Genomic DNA, 23,253 nt, shown 5'->3' on the forward strand with positions numbered 1-23,253 from the left:
ACGGCCTGGCGGCGAGATTTGCCGATTGTCTGCAGAATGGGCCGAGCGGAGGGCGATCTGGGGGGTTTGGTGACGTACGCGTACCCCTGCCGGGCGCGCGTAGGCTGGACCAATCCTGCTCCCTGTATAGCCCCGTGAGGTGTCCCGTGTCCCCGCGTCGCAACCGCCCCAAGGACCAGGGTTCGTCGGGTCCGTCGGGTCCGTCAGGCCGCAGCGCGGAGGACGACCGGTCGGACCGCTACGGCGGCTGGCAGACCAGCGAGCCCTGGCGGGGCGAGGAGTGGAGCGTGCGTCATGTGGCGGGCGCGAGCGCGGCGGGCAAGACCTACCGCTGCCCCGGCTGCGACCAGATGATCCCCTCCGGGGTGCCGCACGTCGTCGCCTGGCCCGAGCACTCGGGCGTCGACGAGCGCCGCCACTGGCACAAGGCGTGCTGGAACGCGAAGGACCGCCGCACCTCGCGGGTGCAGCGGTCCCGTAACGCGCCGAGGTTCTGACACCCCTCGGTCCCCGGTCACACGTCCCGCTGCTCCAGCAGCGCGTAGGCGCCGACGAACGCCGCCCCCGTCAGCGCGAACATGATCCACAGAGGCTCCCAGCCGGACGGGCCGGACTGGCTGAGCTCCGCGCCGTAGAAGACGCTCAGCTGGCTGGGGATCGAGTACTCCAGCAGGAACTCCTGGACCTCCTTCAGCGACTCCGAGAACATGAAGATCGCGATGACCAGCGGGGCGAGGAAGACGCCGAGCATGAGGGTGATCGCGCCCGCGGAGTGCCGGATCAGCGAGCCCATCAGCAGCGCCAGCAGCCCGAACAGCGCGAGGAACAGGCTCACGCCGACGGTGGCCTTGAACCACTCCTGGCCGTCGGGGCTCGTGGCGCCGTTGCCCTCCAGGATCGCGACCTGGGCGAAACCGACGAACGCGGTGGTGACCAGGGTGACCGTGAACGTGAGCGCGAAGAACACGATCGCCTTCGCGGCCAGGACCCGGCCGCGGTTCGGGCACGCGGTCATCGTGGTCCGGATCATGCCCGTGCCGTACTCGGAGGCGGTGGTCAGCACCCCGAGCGTGAGGACGCAGACGCTGCCGATCATCAGTCCGAACAGACCGAGGCCCAGCGGGGACTCGCCCTCCAGGTTCATGTCCGTGGAGGAGGCGATCAGGGCGAAGAGCAGACCCAGGCCGATCACCAGGACGACGAAGACGCCGAGCGTCCAGATCGTCGAGCGGACCGACTTGATCTTCGTCCACTCGGAGGAGATCGCGTGCCCGAGGTGGGTGCGCACCACCGGGATCGGCGAGGTGTACGACGTGCCCGGCGCGCCCTGCCACTGGGGGGCGGGCGGCGCTTGCGTGAGGGGCGGCTGGGGCGTGCTCATCGGGCGTCCTCGGACTTCGTCAGGTCGGCGGCGGGCGCGGCGGAGGCGGCCGGTGCCGGGGCCGGCGCGGCGGCGGGCTGCGCGGGGGCCTGGGGCGCGGCCTGGGCGTACGGGTTGGGCTGGGGCAGGCCGGGCGCCGGAGCCCCGTAGGGACCGGCAGGCGGCTGGCCCTGCTGCCCGGGCGCCACGGGCCGGCCCTGCGGCGCGTACGGCCGGCCGTTCTGGGGCGCCGGCGGGGCGTACCAGCCCGGCTGGCCCTGACCGGGCACCGGCATCGGCGGCTGCGCGCCGGGCGGCAGGGGCTGCTGGAGGCCGGCCTTCTGGTCGGTCGTCGAGCGGTAGTCGACGGCGCCCTGCGTCATCCGCATATACGCCTCCTCCAGCGACGCCTGGTGCGGCGACAGCTCCCACAGGCGTACGTCGGCGCCGTGCGCGAGATCGCTGATGCGGGGGAGCGGCAGACCCATGACCCGCAGCGCGCCGTCCTGCTCGGGCAGCACCTGGCCGCCCGCCTCGGTCAGCGCGGACGTCAGCTTCTCGCGCTGCTGCGGCTCGGCGTCCGGCGTCCGGACCCGCGCGAAGTCGGCGGAGTTGGCCGAGATGAAGTCCTTGATGCTCATGTCGGAGAGCAGCTGCCCGCGCCCGATCACGATGAGGTGGTCGGCGGTCACCGCCATCTCGCTCATGAGGTGCGAGGAGACGAAGACCGTACGGCCCTCGGCGGCCAGCGCCTTCATCAGGTTGCGGACCCAGAGGATGCCTTCGGGGTCGAGGCCGTTGACCGGCTCGTCGAAGAGGAGCACCTGCGGGTCGCCGAGCAGGGCGGCGGCGATGCCGAGCCGCTGGCCCATGCCGAGGGAGAAGCCCTTGGAGCGCTTCTTGGCCACGTCCTGGAGGCCGACGACACCGAGCACCTCGTCCACCCGGCGGGCCGGGATACCGGACAGCTGGGCCAGGGACAGCAGGTGGTTACGGGCGTGCCGGCCGCCGTGCACCGCCTTGGCGTCGAGGAGGGCGCCGACCTGCCGGGCCGCGTTCGGCAGTTTGCGGTACGGATAGCCGCCGATCGTCACCTGCCCGGAGGTGGGGTTGTCCAGGCCCAGGATCATGCGCATCGTCGTCGACTTGCCGGAGCCGTTGGGCCCCAGGAAGCCGGTGACGGCCCCCGGCCGCACCTGGAAGGAAAGGTTGTACACGGCCGTCTTGGCGCCGTAGCGCTTTGTCAGGCCGACTGCCTCGATCATGCTCCGCACCCATCGAACGGTTCAGGACGTCCGCGGACGTCGGGGCGCACGCCCCCGTATGGATGAGGAGCTTATCGGGGCGTTGACGGTTCCGCCCAAGAGGGAGTAAAACCTCGCAGGTCACCGCCCCATCGACTTGGCATGTACGTAACCGCTGGTCAGGCCGCTGGTCAGGCCGCTGGTCAGGCCGCCGGTCACGGGGGACGGCCGGTGCGCGACGCTCACGCGTCCCGTTGCCTCAGCATCAGATACCCGCCGAGCAGGGCCGCCGCCACCCACAGCGCCATGATGGCGAGACCGCCCCACGGGCCGTACGGCGTGTCGTCGTCCAGGGGGGTGACGACCTGCATGATCTTGCTGCCGGCCTGGTCGGGCAGGTACCGGCCGACCTTCTCGGTGGCGCCGACGTTGCCGAGGATGTTGGAGATCAGGAAGAAGAACGGCATCAGGATGCCGAGCGACAGCATCGGGCTGCGCAGCATCGCCGCGACGCCCATGGAGAACATGGCGATGAGGGTCATGTAGAGCCCGCCGCCGAAGACCGCGCGCAGGACGCCCGGGTCACCGATCCCGGCGCGGTGCGAACCGAGCATCGCCTGCCCCAGGAAGAAGGTCACGAAGCTCGTCACGAGCCCCACCGCGAAAGCGAGGGCGGTGGCCACCGCGATCTTGCCGAAGAGGAAGGTGCCGCGCTGCGGGACGGCGGCCAGTGAGGTCCGGATCATGCCGGTGCTGTACTCGTTCGACACGACCAGCACCCCGAACACGATCATCGCCAGCTGTCCGAGGGTCATCCCGGCGAAGCTGATGAACGTCGGGTCGAACGACAGCCTGTCCTGGCGGCTCAGATTGTCGAACTCGTTCTTCGACAGCAGCGAGATCAGCACGCCGAGGGCGATCGTGACGACCCCGGCCAGCGACAGCGTCCACACCGTGGACGCCACCGAACGGATCTTGGTCCACTCCGAGCGGACCACCTGGGCGGCGGCCATGGTCAGCCCTCCCGCTTCCAGGTTCCGCCCCAGCCGGCGACGGGGGCCGGGGTCCGCGCCGGGGTGCCGTCGTGCGCGTGGTACTCCACCGACTCGGCCGTCAGCTGCATGAACGCCTCCTCCAGTGAGGCCTGTTGGGGGCTCAGCTCGTGCAGCACGATCTGGTGCTGGGCGGCCAGCTCGCCGATCTCCTCCGGTTTCCCGCCGTCCACCTCCAGCGCGCCGCTGCCCGTCTCCACGACCATCAGGCCGACGGCGTGCAGCACGTCGAGCAGTCGCTCTCGCTGAGGTGTGCGAATGCGTACGTACGAGCGTGAGTTCTGCCGGATGAACTCCGCCATCGAGGTGTCGGCGAGCAGCCGGCCCTGCCCGATGACGACGAGGTGGTCGGCGGTCAGCGCCATCTCGCTCATCAGGTGCGACGACACGAAGACGGTCCGGCCCTGCGCCGCGAGGGACTTCATCAGGTTCCGGATCCAGTGGATGCCCTCGGGGTCGAGGCCGTTGACCGGTTCGTCGAACATCAGGATGCGGGGGTCGCCGAGCAGCGCGCCTGCGATCCCGAGCCGCTGCCCCATCCCGAGGGAGAACCCCTTGGCCTTCTTCCGCGCGACCGTGGTGAGGCCGACGGTGTCCAGCACCTCGTGCACCCGTGCCCGGGGGATCCCGTTGCTCTGGGCCAGACAGAGCAGGTGATGGAAGGCGCTGCGGCCGCCGTGCACGGCCTTGGCGTCCAGCAGCGCTCCGATGCGGGTGAGCGGATCGCGGAGACCGGCGTAGTGCGTGCCGTCGATCCGTACGTCCCCCGCGGTGGGCCGGTCGAGCCCCAGGATCATCCGCATCGTCGTCGACTTCCCGGCCCCGTTCGGCCCGAGAAACCCGGTCACGATCCCGGGCCGCACGGCGAAGGTCAGATTGTTCACCGCCACCTTCTCGCCGTACCGCTTGGTCAGCCGGTCGATCTCGATCATGCGGCAACGCTAGAACGGGCCCCGGAGCCCTGCCACCGGAACACCCGCCGACCACCACCCAGCCCTCCGGGCGCCGCACCGGGACACCAAAGACCCGCGCCCCCCGGAGGGGAGACGCGGGTCCGTTGCCTCGTCCGGCCGCTGCCGACAGGCGAAGGCGTTACCGGGACTGCTGCGCCGGAACCCCACGCGAGATCGGCTCGTCGTCGGCGACCGGCGAGCCGGCCGCGGCGACGGCCGCTCCCGTGAGGGTCGCCAGCATCTCGCGCACGTTCGTCAGCTGGGCGTTGATCGAGTCGCGGCGGTTGGTGAGCGCCGCCAGCTCGCGCTCGGATTCCGAACGGATCCGGTCGGCCTTGGCGTTCGCGTCCGCGACGATGTCCTCGGCCTGACGCTGCGCGGTCTCCACCGTCTGGCGGGCGCGACGCTCGGCGTCGGTGCGCAGCTTCTCGGCCTCCAGGCGAAGCTGCTCCGCGCGGTGCTCGATCTCGGCGAGACGCTTCTCCGCCTTCTGCTGACGCGAGGCCAGGTCCCGCTCGGACTGTTCGCGCCGCTTGGCGAGGTTCGTCTCGAAGTCGGCGGCGGCCTGAGCGGCCTTGGCGCGGGTCTCCTCGAAGAGGGCGTCCGCCTCCTCGCGCTTGGACTGAGCGTCCTTCTGCGCCTCGGCACGCAGCTGCGAAGCGTCGCTCTTGGCCTTCTCGACGATCCGGACGCCCTCGTCCTCGGCCTTGGCCTTGCGCTCCGCGGAGAAGGACTCCGCGTCGTTGCGCACCTGCTGGGCCGCCGACTCGGCGAGCTCGCGGTGCTGCTCCGCGGCGCGGCGGGCCTCTTCGCGCAGGTCCTTCGCCTCCTCCTCGGCGAGGCGGAGGATCTTCTCGACGCGCGCGCCGAGACCGGCGTAGGACGGCTCGGCGTCGGTCACCGCGGCCTGGGCGTTCTGCGTCTCGAGGTGGAGCTCCTCGATGCGCTTCTCCAGAGCGGTGATGCGGGCGAGAGCGGAGTCACGGTCGGAGACGAGCTTGGAGATACGTTCGTCCACCTGAGCGCGGTCGTATCCACGCCGCACAAGCTCGAAGCCGTAGGGGGAAGTGTCGCTCATGGGGTTCCTGTCGAATGAGACCGGTGAGGTGATAGGTGGAATCCTAGGGGGCGAAGCGGCGTGTCATCGAGCAGATGCACGTTTGATCTGGAGAATGACACCCCTTTTGGTGGCCGACCATCGGAATACTTGCCAGAAACTTTGCATAACCGCCTTGGCAAGCACAGAACGGGCACGAATAGGTCTCCGTAGCGCCCGAGGCGGGGCGGGAACATACCCGCAACGCCCCGGTACCGCTAGCTGTCTGACGACTTGCCACCCGAACGGGTCGCACCCGCCGTGGCGCCCGTCTTGACTCCACCGTCCTTGCCGCCCGACGGGGCCTCAAAAGACTCCAACGCCACCAGGACGTCCTGGACACGGGAGATCTCCGCATTGATGTCCTCGCGGCGCCGGACCAGAACCTCCAGCTCGCGCTTGCCCTCCTCGACCGTGCGGCGCGCCTCGCGGATCGCCTCGGCCTTCAGCTCCTCGGCCTCGCGGATGAGCGTGGACTTCTTCTGCTCGGCCTCCTTCAGGAGACCCTCGGCCTTCTTCACCGCGGCGATACGGACCTTGCCCGCCTCGGAGTTGGCCTCGGAAACGATCTCCTTGGCCTTCGACGTCGCCTTCTCCAACTGCTCCTCGGCCGCTTTGATGAGCGCGTCACAGCGGTCGCCGGTCGATTTCATCGTCTCGGCGGCCTCACGGCGGGCCCGCGTGTGCAGTGCCTCGATCTCGGCGGTGATGCGGTCCCGCAGCTCCTCGGCCCGCTCCCTTATGGCGGTTGCGTCCCGGCGCGCCCCGACCAGCAGCTCGTCGGCGTCCGTGCGGGCCCTCTCCACGGTGGAGTTGCCCTCGACGGTCGCCTCGGCGACCAGCCGGTCGGCCTCCTTGCGGGCCGCGCCGACCATGGAGTCGGCCTGCCCCTCGGCGTCCGCGGTGGTCTTCAGGGCCTGCGACTGCGCCTCGGCGAGCAGCTTGTCGGCCTCGGCGGCCGTCTCGGTGATGAGCGTGTCGACCTGCTCGGCGGCCTCGGAGCGCCGCTTGTTGGCGTCCTTGCGGGCCGCGTCGAGCGTGTTGTCGGCCTCGTCGCGGGCGTGCGCCATGAGCCGGTCCGCCTCCGCCTCCGCCTCGGCCCGCGCGCGTTCGGCGTCGGCCCGGACCCGCTCGGCGTGCTGCTGTGCGGAGCCCACCGTCGCGGCCGCCTCGGCCCGCAGCCGCTCGGCCTCGTCGGTGGCCTCGCCGATCAGCCGGTCGGCCTTGGCGACGGACTCGGCCCGGACGCGCTCGGCCTCCTCGTTGGTCTCCCGCGTCAGCCGCTCGGCCTCGGCCGTGACCTCGGTGATGAGGGTGTCGGCCTGGGTGGCCGCGTCCGACCGCATGCGGTTGGCGTCGTCGCGGGCCTCCGCCCGGGTGCGCGAGGCGTCCTGGTCGGCCCGCGCGATGGCGTCCGAGGCCTCCGTACGGACCCGCTGGGCGTGCTCGGACGCCTCCGAACGGATGCGTTCCGCCTCGCTGATGGCCTCGCCGACCGTGCGCTCGGCGAGCGCCTTGGCGGCGTCCGTCTCGTCCCGGGCCTGCCGGCGGACCCGGTTGGCGTCCTCGGTGGCCCGCTCCCGCTCCGCGTAGGCGTCGGCGCGGACCCGGTCGGACTCCTCCTCGGCCTCCCGGCGCATACGGTCCGCCACGTGCTCGGCGGTGTTGCGCAGCCCGGCGATCTCCTCCTGGGCCTGCTCGTGCAGCCCGGCGACCGACTCCCGTACCTGCTGGGCGTGCTGCTCGGCCGCCGACACCATCTCGCCGGCGCGCCGCTCGGACTCCTCGACCAGCCGTACGGCCTCGGTCTGGGCCTCCTCCACGCGGGTGCGCGCCGAGGCCAGCAGCTCCTCGCTCTGCTCGCGGGCCCGACGGCGCTCCTGGTCGGCCTCATGCCGGGCCGCGCCGAGCAGCTCCTCGGCCTCGCGGCGGCGCCGGGCGGCCTCCTCCTGCGCGGCGGCCAGGGTCTCCGAGGCCTCCGTGGCGAGCCGCTCGGCCGCGGCCTGCGCCTCCGCCCGTACCCGGTCGGCGGTGTCCTTCGCCTCGGACTTCAGCCGCTCCGCCTCGGCCGCGGCCTCGGAGCGCAGCCGTACGGCGACGGACTCGCCCTCGGCGCGGGACACGGACGCGTCGGCCGCGGCCTCGTCGCGCAGCCGCTCGGCCTCGGCCTCGGCCTGCGCCTGGAGCGTACGGATGCGCTCGGCGGCCTCGGAACGCAGCCGGTCGCTCTCCTCGCCGGCCTCGCGGCGGATCCGCTCGGCCTCGGCGCGGGCGTCGGCGAGCGCCTCCTCGGCGGAGGCCAGACGGCCCTCGGCCTCGGTGTGCAGCCGGGTCAGTTCCTCGGCGGCCTCGGCCTTGCGGGCCTCGACGCCCCGCTCGGTCTCCTCGCGCAGCTCACGGGCGGCGCGCTCGGCCTCGGCCTTCAGCTCCTCGGTCTGCTCGGCGGCCTCGGCGCGGTAGCGCTCGGCCTCCTTGCGGGTGCGCTCCAGGGTCTCCTCGGCCTGGCGGCGCAGCGTGGACGCGCGCTCGATGGCCTCGGTGCGGACCTTCTCGCTGTCCGCGGTGGCCGTCTGGCGCAGTTCGTCGGCGTCCGTGCGGGCCTTGGCGAGCAGCTCCTCGGCGGTCTTGGCCGCCTCCTCGATCTGCTGGACGGCCTCGCGCCGGGCCTCGGAGCGGATCCGCTCGCCCTCGGCGACCGCGTCGGAGCGCAGCTGCTCGGCCTCGCCGCGCAGCCGGCGCGCCTCCTCCTGCAGCTCGACCGTCTTGGCGCGGTACTCCTCGGTGTCGTCCTTCGCCGTGCCCTTGAGCTGTTCGGCGAGGTCGTGTGCCTCGGCGCGCAGCCGGTCGGCCTCGGCCTCGGCCTCGGCGCGGATGCGCTCGGCCTCCTCGACGGCGGCCTTGGTGGTGCTCCTGGCCTCCTCGGACGCCTTGTTCAGCACGTCCTCGGCGGTCTTGGCCGTCTTGGCGAGCTGGGAGGCGGACTCCTCCGCCGTGATCGAGCGGGCCTTCTCGGAGGCCTCGGCGACGATCTTCTCGGCCTGGGCCCTGGCGTCCGCGACGGCTTCCTCGGCGGCCGCCTTGGTGGCCTCGGCCTCCTTCGTGGCCTCCGTGACCAGCCGGGCGACCTGCTCCTTGGCCGTACGCGTGCGCTGCTCGTTGGTCGACTCGGCGCCGGCGACGGCCTTGGCCGCGTTCTCCTTCGCCTCCGTGACCAGCTTCTCGGCCTCGGCGCGAGCCTCGCGCAGGGCCGTCTCGGCCTCCGCCATGCGCTGCTCGGCGGTCCGGCTCAGCTCGGAGGCCTGGCGGCGGGCCGAGTCCGACTCGGTGGCGGTGGAGCTGCGCAGCTGCTCGGCGTGCTCGGTGGCCTCCTGGGCCTGGGTGGAGGCCGCGTTCAGCAGCCGCTCCGCCTCGGCACGGGCCCGGCGCAGGATCTGGTCGGCCTCGCCGCGGGCGGCCTCGGCATCGCTCTGCAGCCGCTGGCGGGCCTCGGTGGCGAGCCGCTCGGCCTCGGCGCGGGCGGCGGCCAGCGCCTGCTCGGCCTCCGCGCGGGACTCGTCGACGAGCCGGCGGGCCTGGGCCTCGCTGCGGGCGCGCAGCTGCTCGGCCCACGCCACGTTCTCGTTGACGTGCGACTCGACCGTCTGGCGGCGCTCGGAGAGCTCCTGGTCCAGCTGCTGGCGACGGGTGACGGCCTCCTGGTGCAGCTCCGCCTGGAGCCGCGCGGCCTGCTCGGCGTGCTCCTGCAGGATCCGCTGGGTCTGCGCCCGCGCCTGGCTCAGCTCGCGCTCGGCGTCCGTGCGCAGCTGGTCGGCCTGCATCTGGGCCTGGCGGAGCATCTGCTCGGCCTGGTACCCGAGGTCGCCACCGTTGTCGTAGGCGGGCCGGGACATGAGGGTGCGGCGCGCCTCGTGCAGCTTGGCGCGCAGCACCTCGACCTGGTAGCCGAGGTCCTCGGCGTGCTGGATCGCCTTTTCCCGCTCGGTCTTCAGCCGCTCCATCTCGGCCTCGAACCGAGAGAGGTGGTCGACGTCAGCCGCCGGCTCTCGCTCCTGGCGTTCGTAGCCCCGCACTGCGCGGTCCCATCCGTCCCCTGGTCGCAACCTCTGGCAAACGGGCTCCGTCCAACCGCCGAACGGTGCCCCCCGGGGAATGGTGTCAGATCAACGGCGGAGCACGGGCTGCCGCCCTCACCCTCGTCCCCCGAAACCTGGACCCCGGCCCTCGGGCAGCCGCTGATGGATCGCCGCGGTGCCCTTGGATCCCGCTCGTCGCAAGGCGGCGGAACCCGGGCCGTCCCCCTCGAAGGCGACGGCCGACCCCAACCCTACCGGCCCATATGTACGGGGGTCAGTGCTCAGGTGACTCAACTGGCGCCGAAGTGACCAGTTCTGTCAGTACGCCATGGCAATCCTTGGGGTGCAGAAACGTGATCCGTGACCCCATGGAGCCGATGCGCGGCTCCTCGTACAGGACGCGTACGCCCTTTTCCTTGATCGCGGCGGCCTCGCCGTCGACGTCCGCCGTGCCGAAGGCGATGTGGTGGACCCCCTCGCCGTTCTTGGCCAGCCACTTCGCGACGGTGGAGTCCTCGCGGGTGGGCTCCAGGAGCTGCAGGTAGGAGGCTCCGCCGTCGTCCGTGCTGTTGATCCTGAGCATGGCCTCGCGCACGCCCTGCTCCTCGTTGACCTCGGAGTGGTACACCTCGAAGCCGTAGGTGGCCCGGTAGAACTCGACAGTCCTGTCCAGGTCGAAACAGGCGATCCCGATGTGGTCGATTCGCGTCAGCATGGTGTCAGTGCAGCGCCCCGGCGCCGGTTACGCAACGTGCGCGCGATCACACCGACAGCCCGGTGACGGCACGGAGTGCCACTCAGTACATTCGAAGTAAACCCTCGTTCACTCACTTCTCGGCTGTGCAAGCTGGAAGGGGATCGCACCTCATGACTGGAACGAACGGCAGGACCTCGGTCATCGTCGCGGGCGCCCGTACGCCCATGGGACGACTGCTCGGTTCGCTGAAGTCCTTCTCCGGAGCCGACCTCGGCGGATTCGCGATCAAGGCCGCACTGGACCGCGCGGGCATCGGCGGCGACCAGGTGCAGTACGTGATCATGGGCCAGGTGCTCCAGGCCGGGGCGGGGCAGATCCCGGCACGCCAGGCCGCCGTCAAGGCGGGCATCCCCATGAACGTGCCCGCGCTCACGATCAACAAGGTCTGTCTCTCGGGCCTCGACGCCATCGCCCTGGCCGACCAGCTGATCCGCGCCGGCGAGTTCGACGTGATCGTGGCCGGCGGCCAGGAGTCCATGACGAACGCCCCGCACCTGCTCCCGAAGTCCCGTGAGGGCTACAAGTACGGGGCGATCCAGATGCTCGACGCGATGGCGCACGACGGGCTCACGGACTCCTTCGAGAACATCGCCATGGGCGAGTCCACGGAGAAGCACAACACGCGCCTCGGCATCCTGCGCCCCGAGCAGGACGAGATCGCCGCCCAGTCCCACCAGCGGGCCGCCGCCGCCCAGAAGAACGGCCTCTTCGAGGCGGAGATCACGCCGGTCGAGATCCCGCAGCGCAAGGGTGAGCCGGTCGTCTTCAGCCAGGACGAGGGCATCCGCGGCGAGACGACCGCCGAGTCCCTCGGCAGGTTGCGGCCCGCCTTCGCCAAGGACGGCACGATCACGGCCGGGTCGGCCTCGCAGATCTCCGACGGCGCGGCGGCCGTGGTCGTCATGAGCAAGGAGAAGGCGCAGGAGCTGGGCCTCACGTGGCTCGCCGAGATCGGCGCCCACGGCAACGTCGCGGGCCCGGACAACTCCCTGCAGTCGCAGCCCTCGAACGCGATCCTGCACGCCCTGAAGAAGGACGGCCTGGACGTCGCCGATCTCGACCTGATCGAGATCAACGAGGCCTTCGCCGCGGTCGCCGTGCAGTCAATGAAGGATCTCGGTGTTTCCCCGGAAAAGGTGAACGTCAACGGTGGCGCGATCGCCCTCGGGCACCCCATCGGCATGTCCGGTGCCCGTCTCGTCCTGCATCTGGCCCTGGAGCTGAAGCGGCGCGGCGGCGGTGTCGGCGCGGCCGCGCTGTGCGGTGGCGGCGGGCAGGGTGACGCGCTGGTCGTGCGGGTACCCAAGGCCTAAAGCCTCGGTGCACGACGTACCGCCTTCCTCGTGAACGGAGCTGTGATGCAGGACGTCTCCACCCTGGTGGCCCAGGCCAGGGAAGGCCGGCCGCGGGCCGTGGCCCGGCTGATCTCCCTGGTGGAGGGGGCGTCCCCGCAGCTCCGTGAGGTCATGGCGGCACTGGCCCCGCTGACCGGCGGGGCGTACGTCGTCGGTCTCACCGGCTCGCCCGGCGTGGGCAAGTCCACGTCCACGTCGGCGCTGGTGACGGCGTACCGGCGGGCCGGGAAGAGGGTGGGCGTGCTCGCCGTCGACCCCTCGTCGCCCTTCTCGGGCGGCGCCCTCCTCGGCGACCGGGTCCGGATGTCGGAGCACGCCTCCGACCCCGGCGTGTACATCCGTTCGATGGCGACGCGCGGCCATCTGGGTGGTCTGGCGTGGTCGGCCCCGCAGGCGATCCGGGTGCTGGACGCGGCCGGGTGCGAGGTGATCCTGGTCGAGACGGTCGGCGTGGGCCAGTCCGAGGTGGAGATCGCCTCGCAGGCGGACACGTCCGTGGTGCTGCTGGCACCCGGCATGGGGGACGGCATCCAGGCGGCCAAGGCCGGAATCCTGGAGATCGGTGACGTCTACGTCGTCAACAAGGCCGACCGGGACGGCGCCGACGCGACCGCGCGCGAGCTGAACCACATGCTGGGGCTGGGCGAGTCCCGTCGTCCCGGGGACTGGCGCCCGCCGATCGTCAAGACGGTCGCGGCGCGGGCCGAGGGGATCGACGAGGTCGTCCAGGCCCTGGAGAAGCACCGGGCCTGGATGGAGGAGCGCGGGGTCCTCGCGGACCGCCGGCGGGTCCGGGCCGCGCGCGAGGTGGAGACCATCGCGGTGACCGCGCTGCGGGAGCGGATCGGGGACCTGCACGGCGATCGCCGCCTGTCGGCTCTCGCCGAGCGGATCGTGGCGGGGGAACTGGATCCCTACCGGGCGGCGGACGAACTGGTGGCGGGCCTGACGGAGGGCTGAGCCCGGCCGTCGCCCGCCCCGCACCCACCCGAAAGCCCCTGGGGACGTGTCGCGGGCGGCTGCTAGTTTGACCGCATGTTCCTTCACCGTGCGTAGAGGCGGACCCTCCCGCCGGCGACGTGTCGTCGCCGCGCGGGACATCGGTGTCCCCCTTTTCGCCTCCAGGTGAGGAACATTTCGCATGTCCGCGACCATTCCGCGGCCGTCGTACGCCTCGGTGCTCCGCATCCCGTACGCCCGCCGCGCCTTCGCCGCCGTGCTCGTCGGCCGGCTCTCCTACGGCATGGTGTCCATCGCCGTGCTGCTCGCCGTGACCCGGACGACCGGGTCGTACGCCGTCGCCGGCACGGTGATGGCCCTGTTCGGGGCCACCAGTGTCCTGCTGTCGCCCGCGCGGGCGGCGCTCGTCGACCGCTACGGCCCCCGCCGCGCGCTGCTGCCGATGGCCTCGTCGTACGCCGCGCTGCTCGGGGCGCTGGCCGTGGCGAGCTGGCGGCCGGGGGCGTCGGGGGCGGTGCTGGGGGCCGTCGCGGTGGCGGCGGGGGCCTGTACGCCGCCGCTCGGCCCGACGATGCGGACGGTGTGGAGCGAACTCGCCGCGGACCCGGGGCTGCTGCGGCGCGCGTACAGCCTCGACGGGGTCGCGGAGGAACTGCTGTTCGTGTCGGGGCCGCTGGTGGTGGGCGGGATCGTGCAGGTCGCCGCCCCGGCCGCCGCCGTGGCCGGGGCGGCGCTGCTGGTCGTGGCGGGAACGTGCGGGTTCGTGACCTCTCCGGCCGTGGCGCGTGTGCCGGGGCGTGCGCCCGCGCCGCAGGAGGGGGCCCGGAAACGGACGCCCCGGATGGTGACCGGGATCGTGCCGCCCGTCGTCGCGGCCGGCGGGGTCGGCCTGTCGCTCGGCGCACTCGACCTGCTGGTGCTGGCCTTCGCCGAGCACCACGGGCGCGGGGACACCGTCGTGGCCTGGATCTTCGCCGCGCTGTCCGCCGGAAGCGCGGTGGGCGGCCTGGCGTACGGCGCGATCGAGTGGCGCTCCGGCGCCCGCGTACGGTTGTCGCTGCTGACGGGAGGCCTCGGCCTCGCCCTCGCCGCCGCCGGGCTCGCCCCGAACCTCGCGGCACTCACCGGCGCCGTCGTCTGTGCCGGCCTCTTCGTCGCACCGGCCCTGACCACCGCGTACCTCGTCGCCGACGCCTCCGCCCCGTCCACCGCACGCACCCAGGCCGGTGCCTGGGTCAACACGGCCGTGAACGCCGGTATCTCGGCGGGCGCGGCCGCCTCGGGCCTGCTGGTGGCCCACTTCCCCCCGGCCCTCGGCTTCGCCCTCGCGGGCGGCGCGGCCCTGCTCGCGGCGAGCGCCGTCGGCCTCGGGCTCCGTACGGCGGGCGACGCCGGCTGAAACGGCGGTAGGGGCACCCGGTGCCATGCGCCGGGTGCCCCTACCTGTGGGGGGAGAGTGAAGCCTGGTGGCCGAGGGGTGCGGGAGGTCAGTCCTCGGTGCGGTCGGCGGTGAGCTTGCCGGAGTCGAGGGCGACCCTCCAGTCGCTGCCGGTGCCGTCGGCGGCGGTGGTGTCGACCTCCCACGCCCGGTCCGTGCTCTCCTCGTCGAGGTCGACGGAGGTCACGGTGCCCTTCGCGGCGGCGGCCTCGGCGGCCTCCGCGGCGGTCACCTCGCTGCCCTTCAGCGCGGCGCGGATCTGCCGGGTCTCGGCGGCGTCGTCACCGTCGTCGTCGCGGTCGGCGTGGGAGCCGAGGACCTTGCCGTTGCCGGGGTCGACCTGGACGCTGAACCACTTGCCGCCGTCGGTCAGCACGTCGACGTCCCACACCAGGGTCGTGCCCTCGTCGTCGAGGTCGGCGGAGACCGCCGTACCGGACCTGTGCTTCAGGGCCGTCGCGATCGCGTCGGCGGCCGTGACCTGGCCCGCCTTCGCCTCGGCGGCGTTCTCGGCCTTGTCCTCGGCGTCCTGGTCCGTGTCGCGGGCGGCCTTGTCCTCGGCCCTGTCCTCCGCCTTGTCCCGGGCCGAGTCGTCGCGGTCGTCCGGGTCGTTGACGTCGTCGCGGTCGTTGTCGTCGTTCGACACCGACACGGTCTTCTTCGCGGGCGCCTCGTCGTCACCCGCCACCGCGATGGCGGTCGCGGTGCCGCCGCCGATCAGCGCGACGGCCGTGAGGGTGGCGATGACGATGTTGCGCTTCATGGGTTTCCTCCAGAATGCGACTGGCTGCAACCAGTTACGGATGATCTCGCCGGTTGCAGGCGGCTTGTCGGCCTCGTCTGCTTGCGACGAGGACCAATCTGGCGGACCGACGCTGAAGCGGACCTGAAGCCCCCTGAAGACCGCTTCAGGTTCGGTTTGCCAAGCTGAAGGCATGCGCCTGTTGATCGTGGAAGATGAGAAGCGGCTCGCGGTGTCGCTGGCCAAGGGGCTGACGGCCGAGGGGTACGCCGTGGACGTCGTCCACGACGGGGTCGAGGGCCTGCACCGGGCGAGCGAGGGGGCGTACGACCTCGTGATCCTCGACATCATGCTGCCCGGCATGAACGGCTACCGCGTGTGCGCCGCCCTGCGCGCCGCCGGACACGACGTGCCGATCCTGATGCTCACCGCGAAGGACGGCGAGTACGACGAGGCGGAGGGCCTGGACACGGGCGCCGACGACTATCTGACCAAGCCGTTCTCCTACGTCGTCCTCGTCGCCCGGGTGAAGGCACTGCTGCGGCGGCGCAACGCCTCGGGCGGCGCCTCGCCCGTGCACGAGGTCGGCGAGCTGAAGCTCGACACCGCCGCCCGGCGCGTGTTCCTCACCGAGGAGGAGATCACCCTCACCACCAAGGAGTTCTCCGTCCTGGAGCAGCTCGTGCTGAGAGCCGGTGAGGTCGTCTCCAAGGCCGACATCCTGGAGCACGTCTGGGACTTCGCCTACGACGGCGACCCGAACATCGTCGAGGTCTACATCAGCACCCTGCGCCGCAAGCTCGGCCCCACGCTCATCAAGACCGTGCGCGGGGCCGGTTACCGACTGGAGGCCCGCCCGTGAGACGCCGCCTGGGTTCGGTGCGGGCCCGCGCCACCCTCGCCGCGACCGTCGTCGTCGCCGTCGCCCTGGTCGCGGCGGGCACCGCCGTCCTGCTCTCGCTGCGGTTCACCCTCGTCGACAAGGCGGACACCGAGGCCGACTCCGTGGCCCGCAACGCCGCCTCGGCGCTGGCGAACGGGTTCGCCTACGACGAGCTGAGACTGCCGGACGGCGACGAGAACCCCGTCGAGGTCCTGGACCGCGCGGACAAGCCCGTCGCGGTCGGCGAGGACGTCGAGGGCATGAACGTGACCGCCGTCGCCTCGGACCGGCTGAACTCCGAGACCAACGACGACGTCGACGACCGGGCGGAGGGCGACCGGGACGCCGAGGACGACGGCACGCTCGGCGCCCGCGAGGTCGCCGACGAGAGCTGGTACGGCGAGGGCACCGCGACCGTCGAGGGGGTGACGGCGGACTACCGGTTCGCCGCCGTCGACGTGGTCACGCCCGCCGGCGTGCCGCTCACCGTCTACGCGGGCGCCCCGCTGTCCACCGAGGAGGACGCCGTCGGCACCACGCTGACGACGATGCTCATCGGCCTGCCGCTGCTGCTGCTCACCGTCGGCGGGGTGACGTACGCCGTCACCCGGCGGGCGCTGCGCCCCGTGGAGGGCATCCGGTCCGAGATGGCCGCCATCACCGCCTCCGAGGACCTCTCCCGACGTGTCCCCGAGCCGGACACGCACGACGAGATCGCGCGGCTGGCGCGGACGACGAACGAGACGCTGGCCGCGCTGGAGACCTCGGTGAAGCGGCAGCGGGCGTTCGTCGCGGACGCCTCGCACGAGCTGCGCAGCCCGATCGCGTCCCTGCGCACCCAGCTCGAAGTGGGCGCGGCACACCCGGAGCTGCTGGATCTGGAGGGGGCGGTCGAGGACACCGTACGGCTGCAGAGCCTCGCCGCCGACCTGCTGCTGCTCGCCCGGCTGGACGCGGGGGAGAAGCCGCCGCCGGAGGCGCGGTTCGACCTGGCGGAGGTCGTACGGGAGGAGGTGGCGTCCCGGGAGGGCGTGACCTGGGACGGCGAGGAGTCCGTCGAACTGCGCGGCTCGCGCACCCAGATCTGCCGCGTTCTCGGCAACCTCCTGGACAACGCCCGCCGTCACGCCCACGACCGGGTCGCCGTCACTCTGAGCACCACCCCGCAGTGGGCGATTCTCCAGGTCACGGACGACGGCGCGGGCGTCCCCGAGGCCGACCGTGAACGGGTCTTCGAACGCTTCGTCCGGCTGGACGAGTCCCGGGCCAGGGACGACGGCGGCGCGGGCCTCGGCCTGGCCATCGCCAGGGACATCGCGCTCCGCCACGCGGGCACCCTGACGATCGGGGACGCACCCGGCGGGGGAGCGCTGTTCGAACTCCGGCTGCCCCGGGAGAGCCAGGGGCGCGGGGCGGCGACACAGGCGGCTCCGCCCCGGGGGCGCGAGCGGCGACGGGGGACCCGCGGCCGAAGCTGAGGCCGCGGTCCCCGGTCGTCACCGAAGGAGGGTCACGGCCTGCCGCGATGGCTTCGGAGGTGATCCGCGATCGGTGTCAGCGACTTGTGCAGTTCCTCCAGCGACTCCTCCGGCAGCAGGTCGATGAAGTGCCGTCGTACCGAGGCGACATGGTGCGGCGCGACCCGCTGCATCGTCTCCAGACCGTGCTCCGTCAGCACGGCGAACAGTCCGCGCCGGTCGGACTCGCAGTTCTCCCGGCGCACCAGGTCCGCGTTCTCCATGCGGGTGACCTGGTGCGAGAGACGGCTCTTGGACTGGAGGGTGGCGGCGGCGAGGTCGCTCATCCGCATCCGGCGGCCCTCCGACTCGGAGAGGTTCACCAGGATCTCGTAGTCGTTCATCGTCAGGCCGAACGGCTGCAGGTCTCTTTCGAGCTGGTGGGTCAGCAGCCTGTTGACGTCCAGATGGGTGCGCCAGGCGCACTGCTCCGCATCGGTCAGCCAGCGTGTGGCCGTTTCGGTCTCCATGAATGAAGTCTACCTAAAATGTTGAAAGGCGAACTAGTGAGGGTGAGGTCGTTCCGGTCGTACGGACAGGTCAGGTCTTACGGGGGTGGAGCATGACAACGCGCACACGTTCGATGTCACACTCCGCAGACTACCGCTCACAGCCCGAAGCGACGCTGGAGGTCCCCCAGCTGTCCGGGAAGGCGCGGTGCCCCCGCCGGCTGTCCGTGCTGACCCGGTACCCCACCGCCACCGGGTACGCCGGGCTCGTGCGGAACCATGCCCGTGGCCTGCTCGGCCATGAGGGTCTCGGAGGACTGGAGCAGGACCGTGCCCGCCCCGACGAACTCGAACTGGTGCTCCTCCCCGGAGGCGCCGCCGAGGCCCGTCATCGCACGTAGACCGCCCATGAGGCCCGCCATGTAGCCGTGGTCGTAGTGGTGGCAGGGCGAGGGGCAGTCGGCCCACCCGACCAGGGCCTGCGGATCCACCCGGATGGGGGGTTCCATGAACACCACCGGGCCGTTGGAGGCCGCCACGAACTTGCCCGTTCCGATGAGGGTCAGGAAGCCCGGAACGATCGACTGCTTGAGCGCGAGACTTGGCTGAAAAGCGAGGAGATTGCCCGAGCGAATGGTCAGGTTGCCGTCCTCCAAGTCATACGAATTGACGTCGAAGGCCCGGTCGGCGAGGAGCATCTTGCCCGACCCCTCCGCCACGACCCAGTCGCTCGCGTGCAGAGGCGAATGGAACGACGTACGGACGAGACCGCCGAATCGGCCGTGCCCGATGCCGTTGAACTCCATCTGGCCGTAGTAGGCGATCATCTTGCCCTTCTGCAGGAACCACTGGCTCCCCTTGAGCTCCACGCAGAAGGTGTAGTTGTTGACGTTGTCGTCGGACGGCAGCGTCATCGGGTCGAAGACGGCCGGGCCGGCGACCGGGGCCCCGTACATGCTCACAGCTTCTCCTCCGAGGCCTGGACGTACACCGCACCACTGCCGCTCAGCTCCAGCTGGAACGCCTCGCCGGAGCCCCGGCCCACCATGTCGCGCCAGCCGAGCGCGGTGGAGAGCTTGTTGCGTACGTCGCCGTGGTGCGCCACGTACGCCTGCGGGTCGACGTGGACCGGGCGCTGGGGGGTGATCGGCACCTCGATGACCCCGCCGTGCGCCATGACCGCGACCGCCCCGTGCCCCTTGAGGGTGGTGGTGAACAGGCCCTGGCCCGTCACCTGACCGCGCACCATGCCCATGACGCCGCCCTGGGAGCCCATGAACATCGTGCCCTGCTGGAGGGTGCCGTCGAAGGCCAGCAGACGGTCGGCCTCCACGTACAGGGTCTCGCCCGTCAGGCTGATCACCTGGATGTGGTGGCCGCCGTGCCCGAACAGCACCGTGCCGCTGCCCTCGACGGTCATCAGCGGGGTCGCCTCGCCCGCCACCCGGCGGCCGATCATCGAGGCGATACCGCCCTGACCGCCCTGCACGTTCGGCGTGAAGGACACCTCGCCCTTGTAGGCGAGCATCGCGCCGCGCTGGCTGAACAGCCGCTGGCCCGGCATCACGGTCGCCTCGATCATCTTCGAGTTGATCTCACGGAAGGCCATGTCACACGTCTCCCGCCACCGTGTTGCGCTCGCTGGGCTGGACGTAGACGAGTCCGTCGCCCTCGAAGCGGATCTGGAAGGCCTCGCCGCCGCCCTCGCCCATGAGCGTGCGGAACGTCACGCCGGACTGGAAGGACTGCTGGAGGTTGCCCTGGTGCGCGATGTACGCCCCCGGGTCGACCGTCAGCGGGTACTGGTGACTGACCCGCAGTACCACCGCCGGGCCGTCGGACATGATCGCCGCCTGGCCGTGGCCCTCTATGGTCGTCGTGAACAGGCCGTTGCCCTGCGAGGCGCCGCGCAGCCCCGTGAAGCTCGTGCCCGTCCGCAGCCCGGAGTCCGTCGCGAGCAGGTTGCTCGACTCCACGAACAGCTTGTCCCCCTGAAGATTCACCAGGTTGATCTCGGACGCCCGGTCCGCGAACCAACAGGTCCCCTGGCCGGTCACCTCCATCAACGTCATCTGTTCACCCGTGAGGCGCCGCGTCACCATCCCGCGCAGACCCTCACCGCCGCCGCTCAGTTTCTTGAACGACATCTGACCGTCGTAGGCGACCATCGAGCCGTTCTTCGCCTTCACGGCGTCCCCGGTCATGTCGACGGCCAGCACCTTGCTGCCTTGAAGTCGGAACATTGCCACGGGGTGACGGTAACCGGCCGAAGGCGGGACAGGACAGGTCCCAGAGGAGGATCTCGACCCTGAAGGGACCCCTGGGACATCCGAAGGTTGACGGATGCCAGAATGGACGTCGCTTGTGCTTCCTTTCACAAGGATCCCCGAGCGACGCGACGACTCCCCCGCCGACCCCGCCGACCTCACCGAAGGTGACCCGTGGACATACAGACCGCCTCCGCCCTCCGCCGCCTGCGCCTCGTCTCCGCCCCCGAGGCCGTCTCCTTCCTGCTGCTGCTCGTGTGCTCGGTGCTCAAGCGCACCACGGAGTTCAACGCGGTGCCGGTGATGGGCTGGGTCCACGCCGTCCTCTTCCTCCTGTACCTGCTCTTCTGGGCCGACGCCTGGAACCGCACCAAGTGGCCGCTGAAGACCGCCGCGCTCTACTTCGCCCTCTCCGTCCTGCCCACGGGTGGCTTCTTCGCCGACCGCAGGCTCCGCCGCGAGGCCGAGAGCGCGGTCGGCGTGGCGCTCGCGTCCCGCGCGCGCGGCGACGAGAGCGAAGGAGCCGTGAAAGCGTGATCGTCGCCTTCTCCGTGACCCCGCTGGGCGTCGGCGAGGATGTCGGTGAGTACGTCGCCGAGGCCGTCCGGGTCGTCCGTGACTCCGGTCTGCCGAACCGGACCGACGCCATGTTCACCTCGATCGAAGGTGAGTGGGACGAGGTGATGGACGTCGTGCGGCGCGCCGTCGCCGCCGTCGAGGAGCGCGCGCCCCGCGTCTCGCTCGTCCTCAAGGCCGACATCCGGCCCGGTGTGACGGACGGCCTCACGTCGAAGGTGGAGACGGTGGAGCGCCACCTGTCGGCGTAGCCGCCGTCCCGCTGCCGCGAGACCCCGGTCCTTGTGGGCCGGGGTTTTTGCGCGCCCACTGATTGAGCGATCGCTCAAAACCGTGTACGGTCCTGTGCCATCGGGGTTGAGCAGTCGCTCAAAAACGTCACCGACCTGGGGGAACGGGCATGGGGCTCTATGTGGAGGTACGGATACGGGCCGATCTGGAGGAGCTGTGGGCACGCAGCCAGGACCCGGCCCGCCATCAGCGCTGGGACCTGCGCTTCACCGAGATCCGCTACCTCCCGCGCGCGGAGGGCGAGCCGCAGCACTTCCGGTACGCCACCCGCGTCCTGCCAGGCCTGGCGATCGCCGGGACCGGGATCTCGGCCGGCGAGCGGGAGCGGCCGGACGGCACCCGGACCTCGGCACTGCGGTTCGCCTCCCCGCACGCCCTCTCCCTGATCGCCGAGGGCAGCGGCTACTGGCGTTACGTACCCGACGGCGACGGGGTCCGCTTCCTCACCGGCTACGACTACCGCCCCCGCTGGGGCCGCACCGGCGCCCTCGCCGACCGGCTGCTGTTCCGGCCGCTCATGGGCTGGGCCACCGCCTGGTCCTTCGACCGCCTGCGCCTCTGGCTGGAGCGGGACATCACCCCCGAGCGGGCCCTGCGCCACTGGCTCGCCGAGGCCGCCGTCCGCGCGCTGACGATCGTGGCCGCCTGCGCGGGGCTTGCGTACGGGGCGCTGGTGGACCCGGCCGGACCCCTCGCCCCCCTGGCACTGTTCGCCACGCCGGTCCTTGCCGTGTCGGCGGTCCTGGCCGCCCTGATCGTGCCGCCGCTGCCCGGCACCCCGTCCGCCCGCCGCTGTCTGCGGACCCCGCCCCCGCGCGCGCGTGCGCCGCGTCTGCTCGCGACCCTGAAGGGATAGCCGCCGTGCACGGAACGGTTCCGAGGACTTCTCCCTCCTCTCCCTCCTCTCCGCCCTCGATCTTCCGGACGGTCATGGGCGCGGACTTCGACCGGCTCCATCCCGAGCTGCGCCGGCGTTTCTCGGTCGGGCTGGCGAGCGGTGAGGCCTGCACCGGCCGGGGCACGATGGAACGGATCTGGCACGGCCGGGGCCTGGTGAAGCCGTTCCTCGCGCTCGGCGGCACCCGCAACATCCTGGTCCCGCGCGAGGGGCGGAACGTCCCCTTCACCATCGAGAACGTGCCGTACGCCGACCGCTTCGGCCGTGAGACGGTGACCTTCGTGCGTACTTTCGACCTGCCCGGCCGCTCCCGCCGGTTCGACGCCCAGATGGTGCTGAGCCCGAAGGGCGACCGCGTCCTCGACTATCTCGGCACCCACCAGCACCTGGCCAGCGACCTGTACTTCGGCGCGGAGGCCGACGGGTCGCTGCTGATCCGCTCGGGGGAACACCGGTTCCGGGAGGGGCCCGTCGACGTCCGGGTCCCGGAACTCGTCGGCGGGGAGGCGGAGGTGCGGGAGCGGTTCGACGAGCGGACGGGGCGTTTCCGGATCCGGGTGCGGGTGGTGAACCGGCACTTCGGGCCGCTCTTCGGTTACGAGGGGTCGTTCGCCGCGACCTACGAGGACATCCGGGTGCGCGGGGTCCGGGCGGGGCTGCGGCCGGTCCGTGAGGAGGCGCGGGCGTGAGCGAGGCGACCCGGGCGAAGCTGCTGGAGGGCGCGCTGCGCACGCTCGTCGAGCAGGGGATCGCCAAGACGTCCGCCCGCTCGATCGCCGCGACCGCCGGGGTGAACCAGGCGCTCGTCTTCTACCACTTCGGGTCCGTGGACGAACTCCTCGCGGCGGCCTGCCGGTTCGGGGCCGAGCAGCGGGTCGCTCGTCACCGGGAGCGGCTGGCGGCGATCGGCTCGCTCGGCGAACTGCTGGCCTTCGGGCGGGAGATGCACGCGGAGGAGCGGGCACAGGGGCATGTGGCCGTGCTGGGGCAGCTTCTCGCGGGGGCGCAGACCCAGCCGCGGCTGGCGCCGGCCACCGCGGCCGGGCTGGAGCTGTGGATCACGGAGGTGGAGGGGGTGCTGCGGCGGGTCCTGTCGGGCTCGCCGCTCGGGGAGTTCGCGGACGCGGGCGGGCTGGCGCGGGCCGTGGCGGCGTCGTTCGTGGGTCTTGAGCTGTACGAGGGGGTCGATCCGCAGGGTGCGGAGGCCGCCCTCGGCGCGCTCGAACAGCTCGCGGCGCTCGCGGCCGCGCTCGACGCTCTGGGACCCGTGGCCCAGCGGGCGGTCCGTCACCACCTCCGGAAGACCGCGGGGCGGTGACGTCCGCAAGGGCCGACCGTCGCG

The 23,253-nt window shown here is 71.8% G+C and carries 23 protein-coding genes; 11 read left to right on the forward strand and 12 right to left on the reverse strand.

Going from position 1 to position 23,253, the window contains the following annotated elements; all coding sequences use genetic code 11:
- Positions 1-146 precede the first annotated feature (146 nt).
- Entirely contained in the window at positions 147-497 is a 351-nt protein-coding gene (locus tag STRBO_RS0107805; RefSeq protein ID WP_005480199.1) for a hypothetical protein, read from the forward strand.
- A 17-nt stretch (positions 498-514) separates the two neighbouring features.
- On the opposite strand, the gene STRBO_RS0107810 is transcribed toward STRBO_RS0107805, so the two are convergent.
- The 7 genes from STRBO_RS0107810 to mce all read right to left on the reverse strand — a co-directional run bounded on the left by STRBO_RS0107810 (position 515) and on the right by mce (position 10,493).
- Complete coding sequence (locus tag STRBO_RS0107810; RefSeq protein ID WP_005480198.1) at positions 515-1,381, reverse strand: ABC transporter permease subunit; 867 nt, start codon at positions 1,379-1,381, stop codon at positions 515-517.
- Positions 1,378-2,625, reverse strand: a complete 1,248-nt coding sequence (locus tag STRBO_RS0107815) for an ABC transporter ATP-binding protein (RefSeq protein WP_005480197.1) — start codon at positions 2,623-2,625, stop codon at positions 1,378-1,380. The genes STRBO_RS0107810 and STRBO_RS0107815 overlap by 4 nt, the downstream gene beginning before the upstream one ends.
- A 221-nt stretch (positions 2,626-2,846) precedes the next feature.
- Positions 2,847-3,617, reverse strand: coding sequence for an ABC transporter permease (locus tag STRBO_RS0107820; protein WP_005480196.1), 771 nt, complete (start codon positions 3,615-3,617; stop codon positions 2,847-2,849).
- A 2-nt stretch (positions 3,618-3,619) separates the two neighbouring features.
- Positions 3,620-4,588 carry an ABC transporter ATP-binding protein gene (locus STRBO_RS0107825; protein WP_005480195.1) on the reverse strand — a complete coding sequence of 323 codons (969 nt, stop codon included), beginning with the start codon at positions 4,586-4,588 and terminating at the stop codon, positions 3,620-3,622.
- A gap of 160 nt (positions 4,589-4,748) precedes the next feature.
- The gene (locus STRBO_RS0107830; protein ID WP_005480194.1) at positions 4,749-5,687 is read right to left on the reverse strand and encodes a coiled-coil domain-containing protein; all 939 of its coding nucleotides are present in this window, start codon (positions 5,685-5,687) and stop codon (positions 4,749-4,751) included.
- A 236-nt stretch (positions 5,688-5,923) separates the two neighbouring features.
- Positions 5,924-9,775, reverse strand: coding sequence for a polarized growth protein Scy (scy, locus tag STRBO_RS0107835; RefSeq protein WP_020114026.1), 3,852 nt, complete (start codon positions 9,773-9,775; stop codon positions 5,924-5,926).
- A gap of 277 nt (positions 9,776-10,052) precedes the next feature.
- Positions 10,053-10,493, reverse strand: a complete 441-nt coding sequence (gene mce, locus STRBO_RS0107840; RefSeq protein ID WP_005480187.1) for a methylmalonyl-CoA epimerase — start codon at positions 10,491-10,493, stop codon at positions 10,053-10,055.
- A gap of 152 nt (positions 10,494-10,645) precedes the next feature.
- Here mce and STRBO_RS0107845 point away from each other — a divergent pair, with 152 nt between their 5' ends.
- From STRBO_RS0107845 to STRBO_RS0107855, 3 genes are all read left to right on the forward strand, one after another.
- Positions 10,646-11,848, forward strand: a complete 1,203-nt coding sequence (locus tag STRBO_RS0107845) for an acetyl-CoA C-acetyltransferase (protein WP_005480186.1) — start codon at positions 10,646-10,648, stop codon at positions 11,846-11,848.
- A gap of 45 nt (positions 11,849-11,893) precedes the next feature.
- Positions 11,894-12,850, forward strand: a complete 957-nt coding sequence (meaB, locus tag STRBO_RS0107850; protein ID WP_005480185.1) for a methylmalonyl Co-A mutase-associated GTPase MeaB — start codon at positions 11,894-11,896, stop codon at positions 12,848-12,850.
- A 181-nt stretch (positions 12,851-13,031) separates the two neighbouring features.
- Positions 13,032-14,249, forward strand: a complete 1,218-nt coding sequence (locus STRBO_RS0107855; protein WP_005480184.1) for an MFS transporter — start codon at positions 13,032-13,034, stop codon at positions 14,247-14,249.
- 88 nt (positions 14,250-14,337) lie between these two features.
- Here the strand turns inward: STRBO_RS0107855 and STRBO_RS0107860 are convergent, their stop codons facing one another.
- On the reverse strand, positions 14,338-15,051 hold the full coding sequence (locus tag STRBO_RS0107860) for a PepSY domain-containing protein (protein ID WP_005480183.1): 714 nt from the start codon (positions 15,049-15,051) through the stop codon (positions 14,338-14,340).
- Between the two features lie 172 nt (positions 15,052-15,223).
- On the opposite strand from STRBO_RS0107860, the gene STRBO_RS0107865 reads away from it, so the two are divergent.
- Positions 15,224-15,892 carry a response regulator transcription factor gene (locus STRBO_RS0107865; RefSeq protein ID WP_005480182.1) on the forward strand — a complete coding sequence of 223 codons (669 nt, stop codon included), beginning with the start codon at positions 15,224-15,226 and terminating at the stop codon, positions 15,890-15,892.
- Positions 15,889-17,391 (forward strand): sensor histidine kinase, encoded by a 1,503-nt coding sequence (locus tag STRBO_RS0107870; RefSeq protein ID WP_020114028.1) that lies wholly within the window; start codon positions 15,889-15,891, stop codon positions 17,389-17,391. The genes STRBO_RS0107865 and STRBO_RS0107870 overlap by 4 nt, the downstream gene beginning before the upstream one ends.
- A 32-nt stretch (positions 17,392-17,423) precedes the next feature.
- On the opposite strand, the gene STRBO_RS0107875 is transcribed toward STRBO_RS0107870, so the two are convergent.
- The 4 genes from STRBO_RS0107875 to STRBO_RS0107890 all read right to left on the reverse strand — a co-directional run bounded on the left by STRBO_RS0107875 (position 17,424) and on the right by STRBO_RS0107890 (position 20,122).
- On the reverse strand, positions 17,424-17,900 hold the full coding sequence (locus STRBO_RS0107875; protein ID WP_005480174.1) for a MarR family winged helix-turn-helix transcriptional regulator: 477 nt from the start codon (positions 17,898-17,900) through the stop codon (positions 17,424-17,426).
- A gap of 137 nt (positions 17,901-18,037) precedes the next feature.
- Positions 18,038-18,835: an AIM24 family protein gene (locus STRBO_RS0107880; RefSeq protein ID WP_005480173.1), complete on the reverse strand. Its 798-nt coding sequence runs from the start codon at positions 18,833-18,835 to the stop codon at positions 18,038-18,040.
- A gap of 2 nt (positions 18,836-18,837) precedes the next feature.
- Positions 18,838-19,488, reverse strand: coding sequence for an AIM24 family protein (locus STRBO_RS0107885; RefSeq protein ID WP_005480172.1), 651 nt, complete (start codon positions 19,486-19,488; stop codon positions 18,838-18,840).
- Position 19,489: 1 nt separating this feature from the next.
- On the reverse strand, positions 19,490-20,122 hold the full coding sequence (locus tag STRBO_RS0107890) for an AIM24 family protein (protein ID WP_005480171.1): 633 nt from the start codon (positions 20,120-20,122) through the stop codon (positions 19,490-19,492).
- 198 nt (positions 20,123-20,320) lie between these two features.
- Between STRBO_RS0107890 and STRBO_RS0107895 the strand changes: the two genes are divergently transcribed.
- The 5 genes from STRBO_RS0107895 (at position 20,321) to STRBO_RS0107915 (ending at position 23,229) form a co-directional block, all read left to right on the forward strand.
- The gene (locus STRBO_RS0107895) at positions 20,321-20,683 is read left to right on the forward strand and encodes a DUF3817 domain-containing protein (protein ID WP_005480169.1); all 363 of its coding nucleotides are present in this window, start codon (positions 20,321-20,323) and stop codon (positions 20,681-20,683) included.
- Positions 20,680-20,973, forward strand: coding sequence for an MTH1187 family thiamine-binding protein (locus STRBO_RS0107900; protein ID WP_005480167.1), 294 nt, complete (start codon positions 20,680-20,682; stop codon positions 20,971-20,973). The genes STRBO_RS0107895 and STRBO_RS0107900 overlap by 4 nt, the downstream gene beginning before the upstream one ends.
- Positions 20,974-21,122: 149 nt before the next feature.
- Entirely contained in the window at positions 21,123-21,869 is a 747-nt protein-coding gene (locus STRBO_RS0107905; protein WP_005480160.1) for a hypothetical protein, read from the forward strand.
- Positions 21,870-21,943: 74 nt separating this feature from the next.
- A complete protein-coding gene (locus STRBO_RS0107910) occupies positions 21,944-22,600 on the forward strand; it encodes a DUF4166 domain-containing protein (protein ID WP_020114031.1) in 657 nt (218 codons plus the stop codon).
- Positions 22,597-23,229, forward strand: coding sequence for a TetR/AcrR family transcriptional regulator (locus STRBO_RS0107915; protein WP_005480155.1), 633 nt, complete (start codon positions 22,597-22,599; stop codon positions 23,227-23,229). Before STRBO_RS0107910 ends, STRBO_RS0107915 begins: the two co-directional genes overlap by 4 nt.
- Positions 23,230-23,253: the final 24 nt, after the last annotated feature.

Source organism: Streptomyces bottropensis ATCC 25435 (assembly GCF_000383595.1).
GTDB lineage: Bacteria > Actinomycetota > Actinomycetes > Streptomycetales > Streptomycetaceae > Streptomyces > Streptomyces bottropensis.

What these genes read in the sequence shown, in the direction of transcription:
- STRBO_RS0107885 (WP_005480172.1), bottom strand. Translation starts at nt 19,488, where the DNA reads ATGGCCTTCCGTGAGATCAACTCGAAGATGATCGAGGCGACCGTGATG.
- STRBO_RS0107810 (WP_005480198.1), bottom strand. Translation starts at nt 1,381, where the DNA reads ATGAGCACGCCCCAGCCGCCCCTCACGCAAGCGCCGCCCGCCCCCCAG.
- STRBO_RS0107820 (WP_005480196.1), bottom strand. Translation starts at nt 3,617, where the DNA reads ATGGCCGCCGCCCAGGTGGTCCGCTCGGAGTGGACCAAGATCCGTTCG.
- STRBO_RS0107890 (WP_005480171.1), bottom strand. Translation starts at nt 20,122, where the DNA reads ATGTTCCGACTTCAAGGCAGCAAGGTGCTGGCCGTCGACATGACCGGG.
- STRBO_RS0107865 (WP_005480182.1), top strand. Translation starts at nt 15,224, where the DNA reads ATGCGCCTGTTGATCGTGGAAGATGAGAAGCGGCTCGCGGTGTCGCTG.
- STRBO_RS0107910 (WP_020114031.1), top strand. Translation starts at nt 21,944, where the DNA reads ATGGGCGCGGACTTCGACCGGCTCCATCCCGAGCTGCGCCGGCGTTTC.
- STRBO_RS0107830 (WP_005480194.1), bottom strand. Translation starts at nt 5,687, where the DNA reads ATGAGCGACACTTCCCCCTACGGCTTCGAGCTTGTGCGGCGTGGATAC.
- STRBO_RS0107845 (WP_005480186.1), top strand. Translation starts at nt 10,646, where the DNA reads ATGACTGGAACGAACGGCAGGACCTCGGTCATCGTCGCGGGCGCCCGT.
- mce (WP_005480187.1), bottom strand. Translation starts at nt 10,493, where the DNA reads ATGCTGACGCGAATCGACCACATCGGGATCGCCTGTTTCGACCTGGAC.
- STRBO_RS0107880 (WP_005480173.1), bottom strand. Translation starts at nt 18,835, where the DNA reads ATGTACGGGGCCCCGGTCGCCGGCCCGGCCGTCTTCGACCCGATGACG.
- STRBO_RS0107905 (WP_005480160.1), top strand. Translation starts at nt 21,123, where the DNA reads ATGGGGCTCTATGTGGAGGTACGGATACGGGCCGATCTGGAGGAGCTG.
- STRBO_RS0107855 (WP_005480184.1), top strand. Translation starts at nt 13,032, where the DNA reads ATGTCCGCGACCATTCCGCGGCCGTCGTACGCCTCGGTGCTCCGCATC.
- STRBO_RS0107815 (WP_005480197.1), bottom strand. Translation starts at nt 2,625, where the DNA reads ATGATCGAGGCAGTCGGCCTGACAAAGCGCTACGGCGCCAAGACGGCC.
- STRBO_RS0107860 (WP_005480183.1), bottom strand. Translation starts at nt 15,051, where the DNA reads ATGAAGCGCAACATCGTCATCGCCACCCTCACGGCCGTCGCGCTGATC.
- meaB (WP_005480185.1), top strand. Translation starts at nt 11,894, where the DNA reads ATGCAGGACGTCTCCACCCTGGTGGCCCAGGCCAGGGAAGGCCGGCCG.
- STRBO_RS0107825 (WP_005480195.1), bottom strand. Translation starts at nt 4,588, where the DNA reads ATGATCGAGATCGACCGGCTGACCAAGCGGTACGGCGAGAAGGTGGCG.
- STRBO_RS0107875 (WP_005480174.1), bottom strand. Translation starts at nt 17,900, where the DNA reads ATGGAGACCGAAACGGCCACACGCTGGCTGACCGATGCGGAGCAGTGC.